This is a genomic window from Chryseobacterium sp. FW101-FHT12H09 (assembly GCF_058790395.1).
The window spans coordinates 892657-913724 of record NZ_JBYTCP010000003.1; the positions used below are offsets into that span (position 1 = coordinate 892657).

A 21068-nucleotide genomic window follows, 5' to 3' on the forward strand; every position below is an offset into this window, starting at 1 on the left:
CCGCTTGTGTCGGAAGAAAAAAATTATTCCGCTAAAAGATTAAATAAGATGAAAATTATAAAAATTCATTAGAAAGAAAAATATACTTGGGAAGGAATTAAATAATAAACTCCGGCAAATAGCCGGAGTTGAATATAATTAATGGTATCAGTTTAAGATCAATTGGTTACGATCATCTTTTTTGAATCTATGATCTTACCATTGGCAACAAGATTATAAATATAGGTTCCTGCTGTCAACGTACGTGCAGTAACACTGATTTGTTTTTCACCTTTTTTAATAGGAATAAGTTGCATTTGTCTCCCACTCAGATCATATATTCCTATCGCGGCATTTGTGTCACCTGCATTAAATCTGATCACCGTTTCCTGATTAAACGGATTAGGAGCATTTTGTTCCAGAGAGTAAGATGTGGATGTATTCACCATAGATGGAGAAGTATTTTTATTATCACCCATAGCATTCAGCTTTGCTTCTATTGCATCCATCTTAGCCTTCAGATCTTTAATTTCATTTTTCTGATCTTTTAATTCATTGATTAATAGTGGAATTATTTCAATATAATTAAGTGCATAATTTCCTTTTTCATCTATAGTAACTAAGTTTGGAAATTCCTTTTCAACTTCTTGAGCAATAAGACCAAAATGCAGTTTAGTATCAGCTTTACCTTCACCTTCTTTTTTAGGTTTAAAAGTATAAGAGTATGTATTAAGATTGAATAGATTACCCGGAATGTCTTTAAGAGGTTTAATATTATCCTTTAATCTTCTGTCGGAAGTTGAAATAAAAGACTGAGCTCTTGCCTCAAATGAAACCTGTAAACGTCCATCTACATAAAGTTCGTTATTTCCATTTCCCAAAACAGTAACCCCTCCGGTTGGAGAACCATTACCCCCATTCAGGAAATTTAAATAAGCCACTCCCCTAATTGAGTTGATGATCGTTCCGTTACCAAAACTCGGACTAGAGTACATGGCAATCCCTGAAGACCTTACATTACCCAAATTATCATTGTACATCATCCTGCTTTCATTTACGGTATTCGATAAAGACTGAAGCCCAAAAACGCCACCATAGCTCAGCCAGTTGATTAATACTGGATTTACCGGAGGTATTATATTCGTAACCTGGTTGTAGACTTCTATGATATTAGGAACATTAGTTCCGTTAAACACTCTGTATCCATGATTGATCTTTAATGCAGAAATAGTACTTCCTGAATTAATATCCAGTCTCGCCGTAGGAGCTGTGTTACCTATTCCTACTGCACCACCAGTTGTAGTTGGTATAGCTGTACCTGTCCACACGTTCTGTGCAGAAACAGAAAAAGTTGCGCCTAATACAAATAAAAGGCATAAAGAAGTTGTGATTTTTTTCATAGTATTAATTTTTAGTGATTGGATTTATCCATTTGTCAATAAAGATACTATCATGTAAAACTTTTCACATCCTTAAAAAAAGTAAGTGTAGCAATATTCTTAGTAAGTGTCACTATTTTATAATAAGTGTATGATTCTGACTCGTTTAAAAATAAAAAAGTCCGGTAAGATACCGGACTCTTTATTATGTAAATTGTTTTTGATATTATATACCTTTAACCACTGTGAAACTTCTATGTTGTTTTATGAATATACCTTGAAAGCTTGATCCCAAGGTCGGTCCATATAATTTTAGGATTTCCGTTTCGGGTGAGATGCAGATCAGCAGTGCTTATTTCTTCCAAGATACTTTCAATATTTGCTCCACTGATAAATTTGGAAAAACCTGTCCAATTGAAACCATTTGCATTAATTTTTTTATAAACCAGACTTTCCGATTGGTAATTTTGCAATAGAGCCAGCCTGAATATTTCAGAACAATAGTCTAAAAAGTTTTTTTGTTTCTCCCTATTCCATCCTGCAATTTCCCTTGCCCAAAGAATAATATTTTTAAGAAATTCAGGTTTCTTTTTTACCTGAAAAGCATCTCTCACCCACTGAATGAAAAGCCTTTCAAATTCTTCATTTTTATTCTCTGACTTTAAAAGCTTTATTGCATCATTAAGATTTCCTTGGGCTTCATGGACTATTTCTCTGGATTGATCATCTGAAACGGAAAAACTGTTCTTTAAATATGCTTCAATATCCGCATCATTAATCCGGGGAACTTCCACGATCTGCGTTCTGGAAAGTATGGTAGGTAAGATATCATTAGAACTTTCTGCCGTAAGGAGGATAATGGTTTTTGCAGGTGGTTCTTCTAAAAATTTCAAAAACTTATTGGACGCTGCAATGTTCATTTTGTCTGCCCTCCAGACAATTAGAATTTTAGTTCCACCTTCGAAACTCTTAAGAGAGAATTTCTGGTTTTGGTCATCTACTTCATCTGCAGAAATAAAAAGCTGCTTATTCTCTGAATCTAAAAATGCCGTCCAGTCATCATAGCTTGCATAGGGTGATGCAAGGATCATTTCTCTGAAATCCTCAAACTTATTTTTACTTAATGAATTTTTATTATCCGTATAAACAGGGAAACTAAAGTGGAGATCCAGGTGATTTAAATGTTCAACTTTTGAAGCAGCATGTTCATTTTCCCTTTGTAAGATCTCTTTTGCATAAGCCAATACAAGTGGGAATGTCCCATATCCCTCTTTTCCGACAAAAAGTTGGGCGTGGCTTACTCTGTTTTCTTTAATACTGTCTTTAAGAAGTTTTTTCAGGCTCTCTTGACCGGCAATGTTCTCCCAATTCATGCTCCAAAGATAAAAAATCTTCTTTCAATTTCCGGAAATTTAATACACCGTATTTGTTAAAAAAATAATCTCCGGATACGATTTTTTAAAACAAAGGATGTAATTATAGTCAGCATCAATAATCAATTTAAAAAAATTCATTTAATTAAATTGTATACAATTTAATTTTTAACAATACATTTGTTTAACAATTAAACAAAAAATAAATTCAACATTATGAAAGTATTATACAGTACAGCGGCTACAGCAACGGGAGGAAGAAATGGACATGTAAAAAGTGAAAACGGAGTTTTAGATCTTGAAGTAAGGATGCCAAAAGGCCTGGGTGGTGCTAACGAGGATTTTACAAATCCAGAAATGTTATTTGCAGCAGGGTATTCTGCGTGTTTTGACAGTGCTTTGAATTTGGTCATTAAACAAAGCAAAATAAAAACAGGCGAAACAAAGGTTACAGCCAAAGTAAGTCTTGGTCAATTGGAAAATGGTGGTTTTGGTCTTGCCGTAGATCTACATGCCAACATTCCTGAAGTATCTTTGGAAGAAGCACAATCCCTGATTGAAAAAGCACATCAGGTTTGCCCTTATTCCAATGCAACAAGGGGAAATATCGAAGTAAAATTAAGTGTTACAAATACCGAATCCTAAAATTAATCATAAAGCAATAATCTAAATATTAATTAAAAATCAATAATTTAGATAAAACTTTCAGCAACAATAAATAGGATCCAATAATATTAACAAGAAAAAAAATGACACCAGAACTAGACCAACACATCAGGAATGTATTTGAAAAACAAAAGGCATTTTTCAAGACGAACCAAACTAAAGATATTGAATTTAGAAAAGCGCAATTAAGCAAATTCCGTGACGTATTTCTAAGTCACACAGATGCTTTATGTGAAGCTCTAGATATTGACTTGGGTAAGAGCAGAAAAGAGGCAGAATATGTAGAAATTCAAATTGTATCAAGCGAACTGGATTATCTGTTAGAGAACATTGATGAATGGGCAAAACCTACTTTTGTAGAATCAAAACCACACCCATCAGGTGGTGAGATCGTGAGCAAAATAATGTATGAACCTTACGGTGTTAATTATATTATCGGTCCTTTCAATTATCCTGTTCAGCTTACTTTCAGCCCTTTGATCGGAGCATTGATCGCCGGAAATACGGCAATTATCAAACCCTCTGAAAATACACCTCACGTGGCTAAAGTAATTGAAGATATTGTAAACGAAGCTTTTGATGAATCATATGTAAAAGTGATCCAGGGAGCAATAGAAGAAAATACTTTATTATTAAGTCTTCCTTTTGATTACATATTCTTTACCGGAAGTCCAAACGTCGGTAAGATTGTAATGAAAGCAGCAGCAGAACAACTGATCCCACTAACTCTGGAATTGGGGGGCAAATCACCAACTATTGTTCATAAGGACGCTGATCTGGATAAAGCCGTGGCTAAGATTTCTTATGGAAAATGGATCAATTGTGGTCAAACCTGTGTAGCACCGGATTATATTTATATCCATGAATCCGTAAAAGATACATTTATCAGCAAGTTTACAGCCTATCTAAAGGCTACCTATCCTGATGGATCTCTGGGAAAAATAGGAAAGATTGTAAATCCAGGACAAATCAAACATTTAGCCAGCTATTTGGAAGCAGCTCCTGACAAAGTAATTTATGGTGGCAGATATAATCTTGATAACCGTCATTTTGAAGCTACACTAATGGATAATGTAACCTGGGATGATCAGGTGATGCAACAGGAAATCTTTGGCCCGATATTACCCATTATGACATATACGGATATTAATGTTGTTTTGGAAGAGATCAATAGCCGTCCAAAACCTTTAGCGCTGTATGTCTTTTCGGAAAGTCAGGAATTTGCAGATGATGTTTTGAACAGAACAACAAGTGGTGATGCTGAAATCAATAGTGCTATTATTCATGTTGGTTCACATTTTCTACCTTTTGGTGGTGTTGGAACCTCCGGAATGGGAAAATATCATGGGAAATTTAGCTTTTATGCCTTCAGCCATAGCAGATCTGTACTGCAGGTTAAATAAAAAATCCTTTATTTCTATAAATAAAATAAGATTTAAAGAGACAGTTTTCAATGATGAAAGCGGTCTCTTTTTTTATCTTTTAATGAAAAAGAAAACTTATAATAAAACCCCAGCTAACCGTCTAAATCATTATGCTAGTGAAAGATGTACCTTTCAATTTAATGAGTATATTTTATAATTACAAAAATAAGCAGCACTCCTTATATATTTAATTTTGTAATAAAAAATTCTGTTTAAGTTTAAAGATAATCTCCCTTAACAAACTTTAACCTCATGAAATTTTTACAATTCATTAATATTTAAGATATTTGCGCATTATTTTAAAAATAAAGAATGAAAAAAATCTTTGTACTATCATTCATTTCTGTTGGGTATTTCCTTAATGCGCAGAGTTTAAGCAATTCACCATATGCAACTTACGGAATCGGAGATGTAAAATATGATAATACGATTGAAACAGCTTCTATGGGTGGCATTTCAACGGCTTTTATAAGTGATTTCACTAGTAATTTCAACTTTGCCAATCCAGCAAATAATACGAATTTCGAACTTACGAGTATTAAGCTTGAAGCAACCAACGAAAACAACTATTTCAAAACGAATTATAACAATACGAAGTCTACCAAACATTCTACGTATTTATCTAATATTTCATTAGCATTTCCTATCTCTTCGAGGGTTAAAATGGGATTATCCTATCAGCCTTACAGTTCAAAGAGCTATGATATTCAAAATATAGAGAAACGACCTGATGGTGGCATTTATCAGAATAATTTTAAAGGAACCGGAACTTTAAATACTGCTCAGGTTGCCGTATCATATAAAGTAAACAATGAGTTTGCCCTAGGTTTAAGAGCTAACTATTATTTTGGAAACCTTTATGATACCAATGAATTTTCAAATCCATATCAGGTATCTAACCCAAATGCTCCTTATTCTGAGTTGATTAATGCTTATGAAACCAAAAACAGCATTAAAAATTTCAACTTTACATTAGGGGGGAGCTATCAACACCTAAATACCCGTACTGATAAAAAACTGACAATTGGTGCAACTACTACTTTTGGTAACACTAGTAATATGACCACTGATTATAAAAACAGTACTTACTTCTATTCAGCTGTGGATACTAAGGCTTATGAAACAATCATTGAGCAGAAAAGCACAAGTTCTAAAAATCTCTTACCGATACAAGCATCATTTGGGGTAGGATATGGAAGTGAAAACCAATGGTTCGTATCTGGTCAGTTAGACTATAAAAAAGGTGAAAGTATTTCCTATTTTGGGAAAACAGTAGATTTCGATGATACATACAGAATATCTGCCGGAGGATGGTATTTACCTAACTATAATAACTTCAGAAACTATTTCTCCAGAGTGGTATACCGATATGGAGCTTTCTATGAAAGAGGGGGTTTAAAAATAGGCAGTAATAACATCAACAAGTTTGGAATTTCTGCAGGGGTAATGCTTCCATTCAAAACAAGTAGTATCACAAGAATGAGTGGACTTGAATTAGGTGTAGAAGTTGGTAAACGTGGAACTTTAGATAACAACCTGATTAATCAGAATTTCATCAACCTAAGGGTAGGGTTCAATTTTGCTGACAAGTGGTTCAGAAAGAGTTTATACAACTAGAATGAAACTGTTTAAAAACTTATCATATAAAAAAAATATAGCATGCCTTTTTAGTTGTGCTATATTTTTTATATTGATATCCTGTGAAGAAGACCTTACAAAACGAAATGGCAGTCAAAGTAAGAATTTTCCATCACAGATCATTAATAATGCCAATATCATACAGAGAGATTCAGGATTTGTTACTTTAAAAGCACTAGCTCCCATTATTGAAAAATATGAGCTTATAGACAGTCCTTATGTTGTTGCCAGAAAAGGGATCAACATTGAATTTTTTGATAAGAAAAAGCCAAAAGTCCCTGGAAAGATCACCGCCAAATATGCCAGAATTTTTGAATATAAAAAATTCTATGAAGCGAAAGGTGATGTAAGAATTACGACCAATGAGGGGCAGAGATTTGCCATGCAAAGCATTTATTGGGATCAAAGAAAAAACCGCATTTACACCAAAGATACAGTATTTGTAACGATGGCAGATGGCTCTACACTTGTAGGAGCCAATGGAATGACCGCTAAAGACGATTTCTCTGAATATACTTTCTTCAACAATTCCGGAGATTTCAGTTCCAAACAACTATCAGAATCTAAAAAATAAATCTTTAATGATTCTACGAGCGTTAGGTCTAATGTCAGGCACCAGTTTAGACGGATTAGACATTTGTTTTGTACAATTCGAAAAACAGGATCAATGGAGCTTTCAGATCTTGAAAGCTGAAACCATTCCTTATCCTAAAAACTGGGCGGATAAACTTAGAAATTCCATTTATCTCTCAGCTGAAGAATTACTGGAACTAAATGCCGAATATGGTTTTTATCTGGGAAAATCAGTTCGTCGCTTCATTGATGCTTATCAACTAAAAAATATTGATGTCATCTCCTCTCATGGTCATACTGTTTTTCATCAGCCTCAAAAAAAAATTACGCTGCAAATTGGAGATGGAAGGGCTATAAAACTTGAGACAGGCCTCCCTGTCATCTATGATTTCAGAACCCAGGATGTCTTAATGGGTGGAAATGGTGCCCCACTCGTCCCTATTGGAGATGAACTACTCTTTTCTCACTATGATGCCTGTCTTAATTTGGGTGGGTTTTCAAATATCTCATTTAAATACAATAATAGACGAATAGCATTTGATGTTGTACCCGTAAATATTGTACTCAATAAATTAGTTCAGGAATTTGGTAAAGACTATGATGAAAATGGTGATCTTGCAAGAACAGGAACAATTAACGAAAAGTTACTTGACCGACTTGGTTCGCTTCATTTTTACAGACAGGGTCACCCAAAATCTTTGGGAATTGAATGGTGTAATGACCATATTTTCAACAGTTTTGAAAATATAAAGGCGATTGATCTTTTAGCAACCTTTACAGAACATATTGCCCAACAGATCTCAAATGTAATTAATGATAATGCCCTGAAGAACATTCTTTTTACTGGCGGTGGAACTTACAACACTTTTCTTATTGAAAAAATAAGAACGAAAACCAGCGCTGAGATTATTATCCCCGAAAAACAGATCATTGATTACAAAGAAGCATTAATCTTTGCCTTAATGGGTGCTTTAAAGCTCACTAATGATATTAATGTACTTTCCTCAGCTACTGGAAGCTATAGAGACCACAGTTCTGGGATTATCGCATAAAAAAACCTTCATTTCTGAAGGTTTAGTTATTATTTATAAGCTTCTATTTTATCCGTTAATGCATTAATGAAATTCTGTAGAGGCTTCTCTACCATCATTTTTATAAATGGATTGAATTTACCTTCAAAAAGCATTTGTACTTCTGTCTGGTTTTCATTGAGAGGATTTAAAGTGGCTGTTAATGAAAAATCCAGACTTGAACTTGCCGATTTTAAAACAGCTTTTTCATCTGTAACTTCATCTATCTTTAAAGCTATTTCCGGCATTCCCTGCAATCCGAATTTAAATCCATCTTCTCTGCTTTCAAACTTTTGAAGTCCGTCCGGCATAAATTCTTTATAGTTGTCAGGTGTTTTTAGCAGTTCCGCCAACTCTTTAGATGATTTATTGACAATAATTTTTCGTCCTTCTAAATTCATTTTTTATTTTTGTATTTAAATTCCTACAAATGTATAAAGTTTTTGTGAACGAAAAAAAATTATTGCTGTCTAAACAGTCTGAAAACCTGGAAAAAAATGTTAGGTATGAAAACTTCACAACTTTTGAAATCGCATTGGATCTTCTGGAAAATACATCTGTAAAAGAATTAAATGTATTTGGAGATGATATCGATACAATTTGGGAAGAATTTAAAAACCTTTTCAGGATTATAGAAGCGGCTGGCGGATTGGTAAATAATAGCAAGGGAGAGATTCTTTTTATCAAAAGACTCGGAAAATGGGATCTTCCCAAAGGTAAAATGGAAAAAGGAGAATCCAGAGAGGAATCTGCTGTAAGGGAAATTGAAGAGGAAACGGGACTAAAGGATGTTGAATTACTGGAGTTCATTAATACAACCTACCATATCTATGTAGAAAGAAATGGTGATAAGATCCTGAAGTGTACCCATTGGTTTGAAATGAGCTTTGATGGAGAAGATACCTCAAAGCCGCAGATCGAAGAAGGCATCACTGAAGTAGCCTGGAAAAACGCTTCTCAGATAGAAAATGAAGTTTTTCCAAACACCTTCAAAAACATTCAGCTGATTGTTAAAGAATTTCGGAATAGCAAGACTAAATAAAGTCTGCTGCCTTTTCCAGAGAAATGCCTCTTGATGCTTTTAATAGAATATTTTTTGATTGAATTCCATTTAGTTTTAAATATTCTATTAGCTCTTGGGTATTATTAAAAGATAATGTTACACTATTTACTTTCTTAAAGTTTCCACCTACTGTAATAATTTCATCAAAGCCTAGTTCCAATGCTTGTTTTAAAATATTCTGATGTTCGGCTTCACTCTCCACTCCTAATTCAAGCATATCTCCAATAATAATGGTTTTACTTCCTTCAAAAGTTACAAAGTTATGTAAGGAAGCTGTCATTGAACTCGGATTGGCATTATAAGTATCCAAAACCAATGTTCGCCCCTCCTTCTTTACAATCTGAGAACGCATATTAGTAGGCGTATAATTTTCAATAGCATGTTTTATTATTTCGATATCAATTCCAAAATGAAGTCCAAAACTTACTGCTGCACAAAGGTTCGTAAAATTATAATTTCCAGTAAGTTTAGAGAGAGCTTTTGTATTTTGATAAGACAGCCCAACACAATGATCTTCAGAATAAGCTTCAAAATAATAATCTGAAGTTGGTTTTCCAAAAGTTATTTTCGGTTCATAGCTTTCACTTTTACTCACCTGAATGTCATCATTCTCATTAATGATGATCGTCTTATTAGATTCTTTTAAGTAATCATATAATTCAGACTTTCCTATAATAACACCTTCGAAACCTCCGAAACCTTCTAAATGAGCCTTTCCGAAATTTGTGATATAACCATAATCAGGTTTTGATATAGAACACAGAAGTTCAATTTCCTTTTTGTGATTAGCACCCATTTCTATAACAGCCATCTCATGATCTGGCTTAATTGATAAAATCGTCAAGGGAACTCCGATATGATTATTCAGGTTACCATAGGTATACTGAACATTATACTTTTCAGACAGAACAGCATGGATCAACTCTTTTGTAGTCGTCTTACCGTTACTTCCGGTAAGCCCTATAATAGGTATATTTAACTGATCTCTATGATGTATAGCTAAAGCCTGTAAAAATTCTAATGTTGAAGGAACATAGAAAATATTTTTACCAATATCTTCGAAATCCTTAAGCTCAACAATAGCAGCCAGCGCTCCCATCGAAATAGCTTTTTCCGCTAACGTCGCTGCGTTGAAGTTCTCTCCCGAAAAAGCAAAGAAAATATCATTATTTTCTACTTTCCTACTATCAATCGTAACTTTATTGGCCTTCAAAAATAAAGGATAAAACTGTTCTGTATTCATAGTTCAAAAATAAAAAAACCTTCCAGTATTTAGGAAGGTTTTTTATATTATTTTTTTGATAAATATTATCTTCTAGTTCTACTCTTGTCAGCTGCTCTAGCATCTTGAGCAACACGGAATCCAATCCATCCAAAAGCTCTATTTTGATCTTTATATCTTCTTTGTCCCGGATCCAGCCAATAAGCTGTATCTTGCCAAGAACCTCCTTTAATTACTCTGATATCATTAGACATTGCAGATGTTCTGTCTTTAGTATCCTTCTGCATAATTACTTTTCCTGATCCGTCTACAATAAATCTCTGTTTTGGAGAATTATACATATCATAAGCTGTTGCAGAGTCTCCCGCTTTATAATAATCTAAAGAAGATTGTCTGTCACCATCTCTGTAGTTTCTGTAATCAGCGATAGTTTGTTTTTCAAACTGTCCTGGTAAACTTTTATATACTAATCTACCATCAGCTAAAGTATCATATTTTATTGAACCTTCATCTACCATTTTGTAAGTCCCGTCTCCGTTCTTTACAACAGCCTGAGGCATATTTCCTCTGTAGTAGTTGAAGTCACTGAAATCTTCGTCAATAACTGGTCTGTAAACATCGGCAACCCATTCAGATACGTTTCCATACATCCCATATACCCCAAGGTCATTAGATGGATATTGTCTAACATCTGAAGTTCTTGCTGAACCATCATTTTTCCAGCCTGCAATACCTGAATAATCACCTCTACCCATTTTGAAGTTCTCAAGGAACATCCCTCTGTCTCTTCCTTTAGTACCTCTCAATCTTTCGATTTCCGGTTTTTTACCTAGGTATTGGTTATATTCTCTATTTTTAGCCATACCAAGTGCTGCATATTCCCATTCAACTTCTGTAGGAAGTCTGAATTTCTGAACCATTGCAGAGTTTGGAGCTCTATTAGCAGAAAGCAATCTTTGGTTTGTTGTTTTTAAACCTGATTTTTGCTGCATTCTCTGTTCATTGATATACCCTTGCATTTCAGGATCATTCGCTTTGAATTTATCCATGTTAAATGCAGTTCCACCTTGATTATTGGATTCATTGATATACAAATCTTTAGCAATGATTCCTGCAGACATTAATGCTTTTTCATTAGCTCTGTCAGTTAACCACTCACAATATCTATTTGCTTGAGTCCAAGAAACACCTACTACCGGATAGTAATCAAATTCAGGAGAACGGAAATACGTCTCGTTGTAATCATTTCTAGATAGTTTGTTATCCCATAATAAGGTATCTGGTAAAGCACCATTATAGATTTCCTTAAAACTTGGATCACTAGGTGGGAATACATACTTCAACCATGTCAGGTATTCGCGGTATTCATAGTTAGTAATCTCTGTTTCACCGATAAAGAACGAACTTACCTGCATTCTGCGAGGTGAGTTATTCCAATCGTGCATTACATCATCTTTCACTAATCCCATTGTAAAAGTTCCACCTTCTACATATACCATCCCCGGCCAACCTTTCTGTTTTTGTTGCTTTCCTGCAAAAAACCAACCTTGTTTTTCGTTTGGCTTCCAACCCGTCTTACTGATAAATTTTTTAGTACCTCCACCTTTGTTGGTACCTGATCCACCACAACTGGTTAATGCAAGTGTAGAACTTAATGCTATTAATGAAAACAACTTTAGTTTTTTCATAGTCGATATAAATATTTTCAAAGTACAAAGAAAAAATAAATTATTCAATAAATCAAGTAAACATTTGATTTTTTTGAAAAACGTTAACAAATTAATTTTATTGTATCGCAATTTAATTATAAAATTTTCATTTATTTTGTAATTTAGAAATTTCAAAAACAAACATGAAACAATTAACTACGTTTTTACTCTTATTGACTTTTGTATCAACGCTTTATGCTCAAAAAATCAACATCGAATGGGATGGATCAAAAATTCAAGATTTTGGCGATACAAAAATCAATCTCCCTAATTTTAAAAATACAGGTTTTTCGTATGGCCAAAATAACATTTTTATAACAACCAAACAAAAAATAGGAGAAAAGCAGTTAAAGATTTCTAATTTAGTTTGGGAAACCGTTTCAAATAGAGATTTGTTTGAATTGGGTAAAAACGGAATCCCAGATTATGACATTACAAATGTTTCTTACTACTATTTTGAAGGGGAACAATATGCCGGTGTGAATGTCGGTTTATTTAAAAATGTAAAAGGGAGAATCCAGAGGCTTTCATCATTTGAAATTTCAGAAGGCAGTGCTTCGAACCAAATTATGAGTGCTGCTAAGGTTGGTACAAATAACAACCCTTTGTCGAGTGGTACTTTTTATAAAATTAAAGTTGACAAATCAGGTATTTTTAAAATCACGACACAGTTTTTAAGGGATAATGGCATTAATCCTTCATCTATAAATCCAAGAAATTTCAGAATCTATGGCAATGGAGGAATTATGCTTCCAGAATTTAATCAGGATGTAAAATATAGCGCTTTACAGGAAAATGCAATACAGGTAGTAGGAGAAAGTGATGGCACTTGGAATGATGAAGATTATGCATTGTTCTATGCTCAAGGTCCAAACGGATATAACCTTTACAATAAATCAAACGGTAATGGTATAAAAAGAGCTGATGAACGAAATGACAGAAGTGAGAATACAAAAAATATTTATGATGATTTTTCTTATTATTTTATCAACTTTGATAAAGGAGAAGGAAAAAGAGTTCAGCCTATAGATGCTAATCTTCCGGCAGCTTTAATTACGCGATTTGATAATTATCAGGTTATTAATAATGACCAAAAAAATATCATGAAAGTAGGAAGAGTATGGACTGAAGAAGCACCTTTCACTACTGACAAGACCGTTACGTTCAACCTCGCCTCACCTATTCAGGGTGCAGATAATATAAAATACCGAACAAAGATAATAGGGTATAAAACTCAGGGTAACAGTATTTCTTTTGATATCAACAATCAAAATGCGCAAACCTACTCAACCATTCCAACAGATCTGGATTATATACCATTTGTTTATACTGGGGACATCACTAATTTAAGTGGCAATCAGATCTCCTTTAATTACAAACCCAGCATTACGACCAATCCTAATGGATTATTTTACTTTGATTATGTAGAAGTACAATATAAAGAAGACCTAAAATATAATGGTTCCCAAATGAACTTTAGAGATTTCTCTCTTACCACAGGAACTAATACCAATTACGGCTTTAGCGTAAACAATGTTTCAGGATTGGAGCAAATTTGGGATGTTACGGATATTACCAATGCAAACAGAAGGGTAAACAAAGCAGCGGGTAGCGCGAATTTTAACTTTGGATATGTTACTGCTGATGTAAATTTCAACAACGAGTTTGTAGCCTTCAAAGCAGATGCTGCATACTCACCTCAATTTGTAGAGAGGATTGGAAATCAAAATCTCTCCGGATTACAAAATGTAGATTATTTGATAATTACGGTTCCGGAAATGATGTCACAGGCTCAAAGGTTAGCCAGCTATCATCAAACCAAGAATAATTTTAATGTTCAAATCGTAGATGCTAATAAAATCTATAATGAATTTGGTAGCGGAAGCAGAGATCTTACGGCCATCCGTGATTTTGTAACTAAATTAAATACTCCATCAGGAGCTTTAAAATATGTTTTTATTTTAGGAGATACTTCATATGATTATAAAAACAGGGTTCCTAATAATTCTAATGTCGTGTCAAGTTATCAAAGTGAGCAGTCTTCAGAATTCATTACCTCTTATGTAACTGATGATTATATTGTCATGACAAAACCTCAGACGTCGGCATCTATTCCAAGTAACCTTCCGGATCTTCCAGTAGGAAGAATTCCAGCGGCTAACATTACGGAAGCAACAGTTATGATAGATAAAACCCTTGCTTATTACAATTCATTACCAGGCCAATCCAGTCCATTTGGAGAATGGCGTATGAAACTTGATTTTGTTGTTGATGATGATACTGATAATGGGAGTCCGTTTCATAATGTAATGAACAGTACCTTAGAAACTATTTTTGAACAGGCTGGATCAAATAATCTTAAAGAATATAATGTAAGAAAACTGTATTTAGATGCCTTTCAGGCTCAAAGTACAGCGGGGGGGCGTAGATATCCACAAGTAAACCAGGCAATCTCCAACGATATTGGAAATACCATGTATCTCTTTTATTTCGGACATGGAGGGATCAGTGGCTGGGCCCAGGAAAGAGTTTTAACTCTGGATGAAATCAACAATGCCAATAACTTTTCGAATGTATACAGTAGATTTCCATTTGTATCCACAATAACGTGTGAATTTACATTATGGGATGAACCGGAAACATTTTCTGCCGGAGAACGTTTCCTTAAAATGAAACAAGGAGGCCCTGCAGCTATGATCACATCAAGCCGTGCTATCGGTGTAGATTATGGCCGTGATTTTACAAACCTATATACTCAGGATATTTTCAAATTAGTAAATGATGATTTTGAAACATTAGGACTGGCACATTTAAATGCTAAAAAACAAAAAGGTCCACAAACTGATCATTTAAAAGTAAATCTTCTTGGTGATCCCGCTATGAAATTAAGCAGGCCCAAAAGATTATTAGTTATTGATAATATTGACACCCCTGTACCAGGGCTGATCAGAGGATTAGATTTTGTAAAAGTGAAAGGACATATCAATAATGCAAATGGAACAGTTAACACTACATTCAACGGAAGAGTTGTAATTAACATTTTTGATAAAAGATTAAATAAAAAAACTTTAAATAACAGTGGAGCCTTAGATCCGATATTAAACTATACAGAAGAAGGAAGTGCTATTGTAAAAGCATCAGGAATGGCTGTCAACGGAGTTTTCAATGTCGAGTTTTATGTTCCAAAAGATATCAATTATGCAGTAGGTGAAGGAAGGATATTAGGATATGCCGATAATAAATCTACTGATGTCTTCAACAACCAGTCTGTACAGGTTGGAGATGTTAATCCAAACGGAATTAATGATAGTGAACCGCCAAAAGTAAAATTGTATATGAACAACACCAATTTTGCAGACGGAGGAATTACAGATCAAAATCCGATGTTGCTAGCTTGTGTAACTGATGATACAGGAATAAATTCTACAGGTGCTGGTATCGGTCATGATATTACTGTATATTTGGACGGACAAATTATTAACACTATCGTATTAAATGATTTTTACGCTTCGGGAGAAGGAAACGGATGTCTGAGCCCGAGTCTTGCAGATTACCAAAAAGGAAATGTAACCTACCCTTTCAGGAATTTAGCAGTAGGTCAACATCAATTATCATTTAAAGTTTGGGATATAAACAATAATTCTACGTCTGCAACGTTAAACTTTGAAGTTAAGGATGAGGCCGATCAGCATCTGGTAATTAACAGACCGCTTAACTGGCCAAATCCATTTACCAACAAAACCTATGTTCAATTTGAACATAATTGCGATGATATATTAAATGTAAATGTTCAAATCTATACAATAACAGGAAAATTAGTAAGAACATTATCTCAAGCAGTAGTTGCAGAACCCTTCTTACAGGGCTTTAGAACGCCAAGACAAGCAATTGAATGGGACGGAAGAGATGATTTTGGTTCAACTGTTGGGAAGGGAACGTATATTTTTAAGATATTTGCAAAAAGTCAAAATCAAGAAAAATGCAAAGGAAGTGCTACAGCTGTAGAAAAAATGGTACTTTTGAAGTAAAATAAAAGAAGTATAAATAACAATATTAATAAAAAACTGATAATATATAAAAGACAACATATGAATTTAACTACTAAACTGCTTTTAGGAATTGGTTTTACTGCTGGTTTTTTAGGCTATTCGCAAGATCTGAGTAAGGTAGGACCTGTATTAACCGGAGCTCCATTTCTAAGAATTGCGCCAGATGCGAGATCTGGAGGTATGGGTGATCAAGGTGTCGTTACCTCTCCGGATGCATTTTCTCAATTCTGGAATGCAGCGAAATACCCTTTTAGCAGAACTAGTTCTTCCGTAGGCCTTAACTACACCCCATACATGGGAAAACTGACTAATGATGTATTCTTATTATATGGAGCATTCCATAAATTTTTAGGTCAGGATGAAAGATCTACGATCTCGGCAAGTATTTATTACTTCAATATGGGTCAGGTGGATTTAACTCAATTAGTAGGTACTGAGGTAGCTTCTATGGGAACATCAAAACCTAATGAATTCTCTATTGATGTTGCCTACGCACTAAAACTTTCAGATTCTTATTCCATGGCTGTAACTGGTAGATTTATTCGTTCAGATTTAGCCGGAGGTTTCAATACAGATACTACTCTTAAGCCTGCAAACTCTTTTGCAGTAGACGTTTCAGGATACTATACTTCTCCAAGATTTTCAAGTTTCGGAGGTTATGATGGTAAATTGAATGCAGGTTTCACAATTCAGAACCTAGGTCCTAAACTGGACTATACAGGAAATGAAGAATCCAGATCTTATCTTCCTACTATGGCAAGATTAGGGGTTGGATATGATATGTATTTAGATGATGCCAATAAAATAGGATTAAGCGTAGAAGGTTCTAAGATCTTGGTTCCAGGTTCTGAATTTGTAGGAATGGATCCAAATACAAGACAGCCGATGTATGCTGTACCAAACGTAGGTCCAATTGCAGGTATCGGAAAATCTTTCAAAAATAAAAACAGCATTATGTATAGTGGTGCTTTAGAATATTCATATGATAATGCTTTTGCAGTAAGAACCGGATATTTCCGTGAAAGCGAAGAACAGGGAGCCAGACAATTTGCAACTGCAGGTGTTGGTTTGAAATACCGTTCTTTTGGACTTGACATCTCTTACTTAATCAATATGTCTAAAATTAATACAGCTTTAGATAATACACTTCGTTTCGGTTTAACCTGGAATATCGGAGATGAAACTTCTAATGTTGATTATTAAAAAAATATAATACATAAGTTTACAAAAGTCTCATATTTATGAGGCTTTTTTGTTTTCCAATAATTATTTTTGTAAAATGAACTATTCAGCGGAGCTAAAAAAATTTGTAACCAGTCAATATGTATATTCTGCCATCAGAATTACATTAGCCACTGTATTGCCTTGTTTAGTTCTTGCCCACTTCGGAATTTTAAAGGAATATTTCCTTTTTCCTCTTGGAACCAGCTTCGTAGCCCTTACTGATCAACCCGGACCTTTTATAAGAAGAAGAAATGCATTAACATTTGCTATTTTCTGTTTTGTACTCGTATCCCTTATTGCAAGTTTAGTGATGCATATAAAAGTTCTCGTTATCCTGGAGATCATTGTATTTGCAATGTTTTTCTCATTAATAGGAGTTTATGGACAGAGGCTGGCTGCCGTTGGTTCATTATCTTTGGTGGTGTTAGCTATCTTTATTGATGGACATCTCACGGGAAGTAATATTTTTAAAAGCCTTCTTATTTTTGCTTCGGGATGTATCTGGTTCTTACTGATATTCCTTATTGTTACTACCATACAACCCTATAAACTTGCCAGCCAGATGATTGGTGAAAACTATCTTCAACTGGCTGAGTTCTTAAAAATTAAGGCTAATTATTATCAGAAGAATCCCGATTTTGATAAACTTACAACACAGGTCATTGCTAAACAGATCGGAATTAAAAATCTTCAGGAAGAAACCAGAGAAACCGTTTTTAAAACCAGGACTATCGTTAATGAATCTACGACCACTAGTCGATTGCTAATGCTGATGTTCCTGAACTCAATGGACCTTCATGAAAAATTAATGACTTCTGAAAGTGACTATCAAAAGCTTCAGCAAAGTTTTGAAGACAGCATGATCCTGGTTAATATCCATGATTATCTCAATCTCCTTTCTGAAGAAATCACCAATATCGGAATCTCTCTTCAGCTTGGTACAAGAGCAAAGCCCATCTTTGATCTCGATATCGAATTAAAAAAACTGAATACCTTATATTTTGAGCTTAGAAATAAGCAGATCACACCAGGGAATCTTGAAAACTTTATGATCTTGCGTCAAATTCTAATGCGTATCAGTGAGATTACAAAAGAAATAAATGAGATCTATAAAGTCTTTTCGCAAGATGTAAAATTAGCAAAGAGTCTTTCAACCGGACTAGATTTAAAGAAATTTATGCCTAATGAAGAGAAACTTAATTTCAAGGTATTAAGAAATAATATTTCTCTTTCATCGTCTCAGTTCAGGCATGCTATACGGATTACAACAGCTTTATTAATTGGTTATCTTTTTTCATTATTCCAATTTTTAGGGATTGGACATACCTATTGGATATTAATCACAATTACCGCAATATTAAAGCCCGCCTACTCTATCACAAAACAGCGGAACGGACTTCGTTTGTATGGAACGATCGTTGGTGCTACCATTGCTTATGTGATATTGCACTTCGTTCATATTAATGCCATATTATTTGCTACACTTTTGGTGAGTATGATCCTTTGTTTCAGCTTATTAAAAGGGAGATATTTCTGGGCTGTCCTATTTATGACGATCTACGTTTTTATGAGTTTCAACTTTTTAAGTCCCGGGAAAGTAGATGTCATTTTTAAAGACAGAATTGTAGATACTATGATTGCAGGTATCATAGCATTTCTGGTTTCTTATGTTGTTCTTCCTGTTTGGGAACACACTCAGAACCTTGATCTGATGAAGAAATCTGCTGAAAGCAACCTTATCTATTTTCAAAGTGTCATTTCCAAATTTTTACAGGAAGATTTTGATCTTGAAGATTATAAAGTAAAACGTAAAAATGCAATCATTTCACTGGCCAATCTTTCTGATAATTTCCAAAGGATGATCTCTGAACCAAAAAACCAGCAGAAGAAACTGGAGGTTGTCCATCAGTTTGTGGCAACTTCACATCTTATTACTGCTTATACGGCTTCCCTATCTCAGTATTCTAAGAATGAGGAGAAATATCCTGAAATAGATGCCGAAAGCTGGAGCCGGAAAATAGAATCAGAAATGCATCAGACTTCTGCACTTCTTAATGGAGAAGAAATTAACGAAGTACTGAAAATGGACAGTCGTCTTGAGCCAGAAGATTCTTCTATTGACGATCTGATGTTAAAAAGAAAAAGTGAGCTTGAAGAAAATGAACCATCAAACTTGAATGATCCGAATAAAATATCTCATCTTACAGAACTGAAAAATATTCATGATGTTCTGGAACTTATTTATGATGTTGCTAAAGAACAGAGAAAAGTTATAGAAAAATATAAAAACGAATCTAAAACTACTCCTCCACAATCGTAAAACAATAATCATCAAAAAACTCTACTTTGGCTTTGAATTCATCTGAAAACTGATCATCATATACCCTACAGCTTATTTTGTGAAGATTTTTTAATTCAAAAGGTTTTACTTCATAATTCTTTTTCAGAGACCAGTATTTTGAATGGTGTATTTTGTACATACTTTCTTTCACACTCCAGATAATCGTATAATAAGTATCCGCTATATCTTCCGGTATGAAACCTCTTTCATTTTCATAGGTAAACTTATCAATGACCCTCATTATTTTAGGATTAAATTTCTCAATATCAATTCCAATTTTATTTTTTGAAATTGCAATCGCAGCAAAAGGAAATGAATGGGTAATAGAAATTTCTGCATCTTTAGGAGAGAGAAAAGGTTCTCTTTCGTTGTATAAAATCTTTGAACTGGGCTTCAATCCCTTTAAAAGTTTACGGACCATTAAAACCTCCAGGAGTTTCTTAGGGTGATAATCCTTTACTTTCTCAGCATTTTCAGGCTCTAAAAGTTCATTAATGCATAATTCTTCACTCTCATCATATTTCCATACAAGAATTGTAGCGGTATCATCTGAAAAATCTCGGTAAAGGGGCATTGTTTTTTATTTCGTAAAAGTAATGCAAAGATAACGATTCTAGAATCTCGAAATCATCGGAAATCAAAATATTAGAGTTCAACTTTTTACAACATAAAAAAGGCTCAATCTTCAGATTAAGCCTTTTTTTTATTTTGACTGGTGGTTAACATCATTTCGATGCTCAAGAATTTCTAAATTCTCATCAACAAAATAAGCACTTCCAAATCCATTAACATAAGAACCTTTAACAGGATGTAAAGCGATAAGAATAAAATCTTTCATTTCGGAAATAACATCAACCACTTTTCCATGATTTTCTTTTAATTTGGCAACAACACTATTCCACGTATCAGAATCTCTTTCTATTTGAGAAGTTGTTGCTTCAAGTGTTAAACGTTCACGGGCATAAATTTGTTTTGTTGCAGATTCATCTTCAATAAACATCATTGATGTTTTTCTTCCTTCAGCAAGATTTTTAGTATGTCTCGCCATAAAAGATACAAGAATATAGAATGTATTTTCCACCTGTATAAAAGGGGCATAGCTGGAATTAGGATTTCCCTCCGCATCTACAGTCGCTAAAATTACACTTTTAGTATTTGCTATCAATTCTTTCACTTTCGGAGTCAGAGGTTTTGCTTTTTTCTGAGCTTCATCCTGCGTATTTGTATGATTCATTGTATAAATTTATTTAAGCAAAAATAGGTTATTTAGAATAAATAAAGATAATTTAAAACTATGTATAATCTCATCAATCGAACTTGATCAGTTGTTTTTATATCTTAATTATTAATTGTAATTT

General features: G+C 34.1%; 16 protein-coding genes. 9 read left to right on the forward strand and 7 right to left on the reverse strand.

Annotation, left to right across the window (positions count from 1 at the left end; translation table 11 throughout):
* Positions 1-158 precede the first annotated feature (158 nt).
* Both AC3WRL_RS14830 and AC3WRL_RS14835 read right to left on the reverse strand, forming a co-directional pair.
* Positions 159-1379, reverse strand: a complete 1221-nt coding sequence (locus tag AC3WRL_RS14830) for a tail fiber domain-containing protein (protein WP_492330640.1) — start codon at positions 1377-1379, stop codon at positions 159-161.
* A gap of 233 nt (positions 1380-1612) precedes the next feature.
* Entirely contained in the window at positions 1613-2731 is a 1119-nt protein-coding gene (locus tag AC3WRL_RS14835) for a DNA polymerase III subunit (protein ID WP_492330641.1), read from the reverse strand.
* 216 nt (positions 2732-2947) lie between these two features.
* On the opposite strand from AC3WRL_RS14835, the gene AC3WRL_RS14840 reads away from it, so the two are divergent.
* The 5 genes from AC3WRL_RS14840 (at position 2948) to AC3WRL_RS14860 (ending at position 8084) form a co-directional block, all read left to right on the forward strand.
* A complete protein-coding gene (locus AC3WRL_RS14840; protein WP_492330642.1) occupies positions 2948-3376 on the forward strand; it encodes an organic hydroperoxide resistance protein in 429 nt (142 codons plus the stop codon).
* A 104-nt stretch (positions 3377-3480) separates the two neighbouring features.
* The gene (gene mdlD, locus AC3WRL_RS14845; RefSeq protein WP_492330643.1) at positions 3481-4800 is read left to right on the forward strand and encodes an NAD(P)-dependent benzaldehyde dehydrogenase MdlD; all 1320 of its coding nucleotides are present in this window, start codon (positions 3481-3483) and stop codon (positions 4798-4800) included.
* A gap of 333 nt (positions 4801-5133) precedes the next feature.
* Positions 5134-6438, forward strand: a complete 1305-nt coding sequence (gene bamG / locus AC3WRL_RS14850; RefSeq protein WP_214826862.1) for a BamG family beta-barrel-assembly machinery protein — start codon at positions 5134-5136, stop codon at positions 6436-6438.
* 1 nt (position 6439) lies between these two features.
* Positions 6440-7033 carry an LPS export ABC transporter periplasmic protein LptC gene (gene lptC, locus AC3WRL_RS14855; RefSeq protein WP_214826865.1) on the forward strand — a complete coding sequence of 198 codons (594 nt, stop codon included), beginning with the start codon at positions 6440-6442 and terminating at the stop codon, positions 7031-7033.
* Positions 7034-7040: 7 nt separating this feature from the next.
* Positions 7041-8084, forward strand: a complete 1044-nt coding sequence (locus tag AC3WRL_RS14860) for an anhydro-N-acetylmuramic acid kinase (RefSeq protein WP_492330644.1) — start codon at positions 7041-7043, stop codon at positions 8082-8084.
* A 29-nt stretch (positions 8085-8113) separates the two neighbouring features.
* Here the strand turns inward: AC3WRL_RS14860 and AC3WRL_RS14865 are convergent, their stop codons facing one another.
* Complete coding sequence (locus AC3WRL_RS14865; protein WP_214826871.1) at positions 8114-8503, reverse strand: SRPBCC family protein; 390 nt, start codon at positions 8501-8503, stop codon at positions 8114-8116.
* 29 nt (positions 8504-8532) lie between these two features.
* Between AC3WRL_RS14865 and AC3WRL_RS14870 the strand changes: the two genes are divergently transcribed.
* Positions 8533-9144 carry an NUDIX hydrolase gene (locus AC3WRL_RS14870; protein WP_214826874.1) on the forward strand — a complete coding sequence of 204 codons (612 nt, stop codon included), beginning with the start codon at positions 8533-8535 and terminating at the stop codon, positions 9142-9144.
* Here the strand turns inward: AC3WRL_RS14870 and AC3WRL_RS14875 are convergent.
* Entirely contained in the window at positions 9137-10408 is a 1272-nt protein-coding gene (locus AC3WRL_RS14875; protein WP_261512843.1) for a UDP-N-acetylmuramoyl-tripeptide--D-alanyl-D-alanine ligase, read from the reverse strand. The genes AC3WRL_RS14870 and AC3WRL_RS14875 overlap by 8 nt on opposite strands.
* 65 nt (positions 10409-10473) lie before the next feature.
* Positions 10474-12075 (reverse strand): gliding motility lipoprotein GldJ, encoded by a 1602-nt coding sequence (gldJ, locus tag AC3WRL_RS14880; RefSeq protein WP_214826880.1) that lies wholly within the window; start codon positions 12073-12075, stop codon positions 10474-10476.
* 164 nt (positions 12076-12239) lie between these two features.
* Between gldJ and porU the strand changes: the two genes are divergently transcribed.
* The 3 genes from porU (at position 12240) to AC3WRL_RS14895 (ending at position 19689) form a co-directional block, all read left to right on the forward strand.
* On the forward strand, positions 12240-16124 hold the full coding sequence (gene porU / locus AC3WRL_RS14885; protein ID WP_214826883.1) for a type IX secretion system sortase PorU: 3885 nt from the start codon (positions 12240-12242) through the stop codon (positions 16122-16124).
* Positions 16125-16184: 60 nt separating this feature from the next.
* On the forward strand, positions 16185-17348 hold the full coding sequence (gene porV / locus AC3WRL_RS14890) for a type IX secretion system outer membrane channel protein PorV (protein WP_214826886.1): 1164 nt from the start codon (positions 16185-16187) through the stop codon (positions 17346-17348).
* Positions 17349-17424: 76 nt separating this feature from the next.
* Positions 17425-19689, forward strand: a complete 2265-nt coding sequence (locus AC3WRL_RS14895; protein WP_214826889.1) for an FUSC family protein — start codon at positions 17425-17427, stop codon at positions 19687-19689.
* Here AC3WRL_RS14895 and AC3WRL_RS14900 read toward each other — a convergent pair.
* The gene (locus tag AC3WRL_RS14900; protein ID WP_214826892.1) at positions 19670-20284 is read right to left on the reverse strand and encodes a 4'-phosphopantetheinyl transferase family protein; all 615 of its coding nucleotides are present in this window, start codon (positions 20282-20284) and stop codon (positions 19670-19672) included. The two genes, AC3WRL_RS14895 and AC3WRL_RS14900, sit on opposite strands and share 20 nt — an antisense overlap.
* 129 nt (positions 20285-20413) lie before the next feature.
* The gene (locus AC3WRL_RS14905) at positions 20414-20944 is read right to left on the reverse strand and encodes a pyridoxamine 5'-phosphate oxidase family protein (protein ID WP_492330645.1); all 531 of its coding nucleotides are present in this window, start codon (positions 20942-20944) and stop codon (positions 20414-20416) included.
* Between the last annotated feature and the right edge of the window lie 124 nt (positions 20945-21068).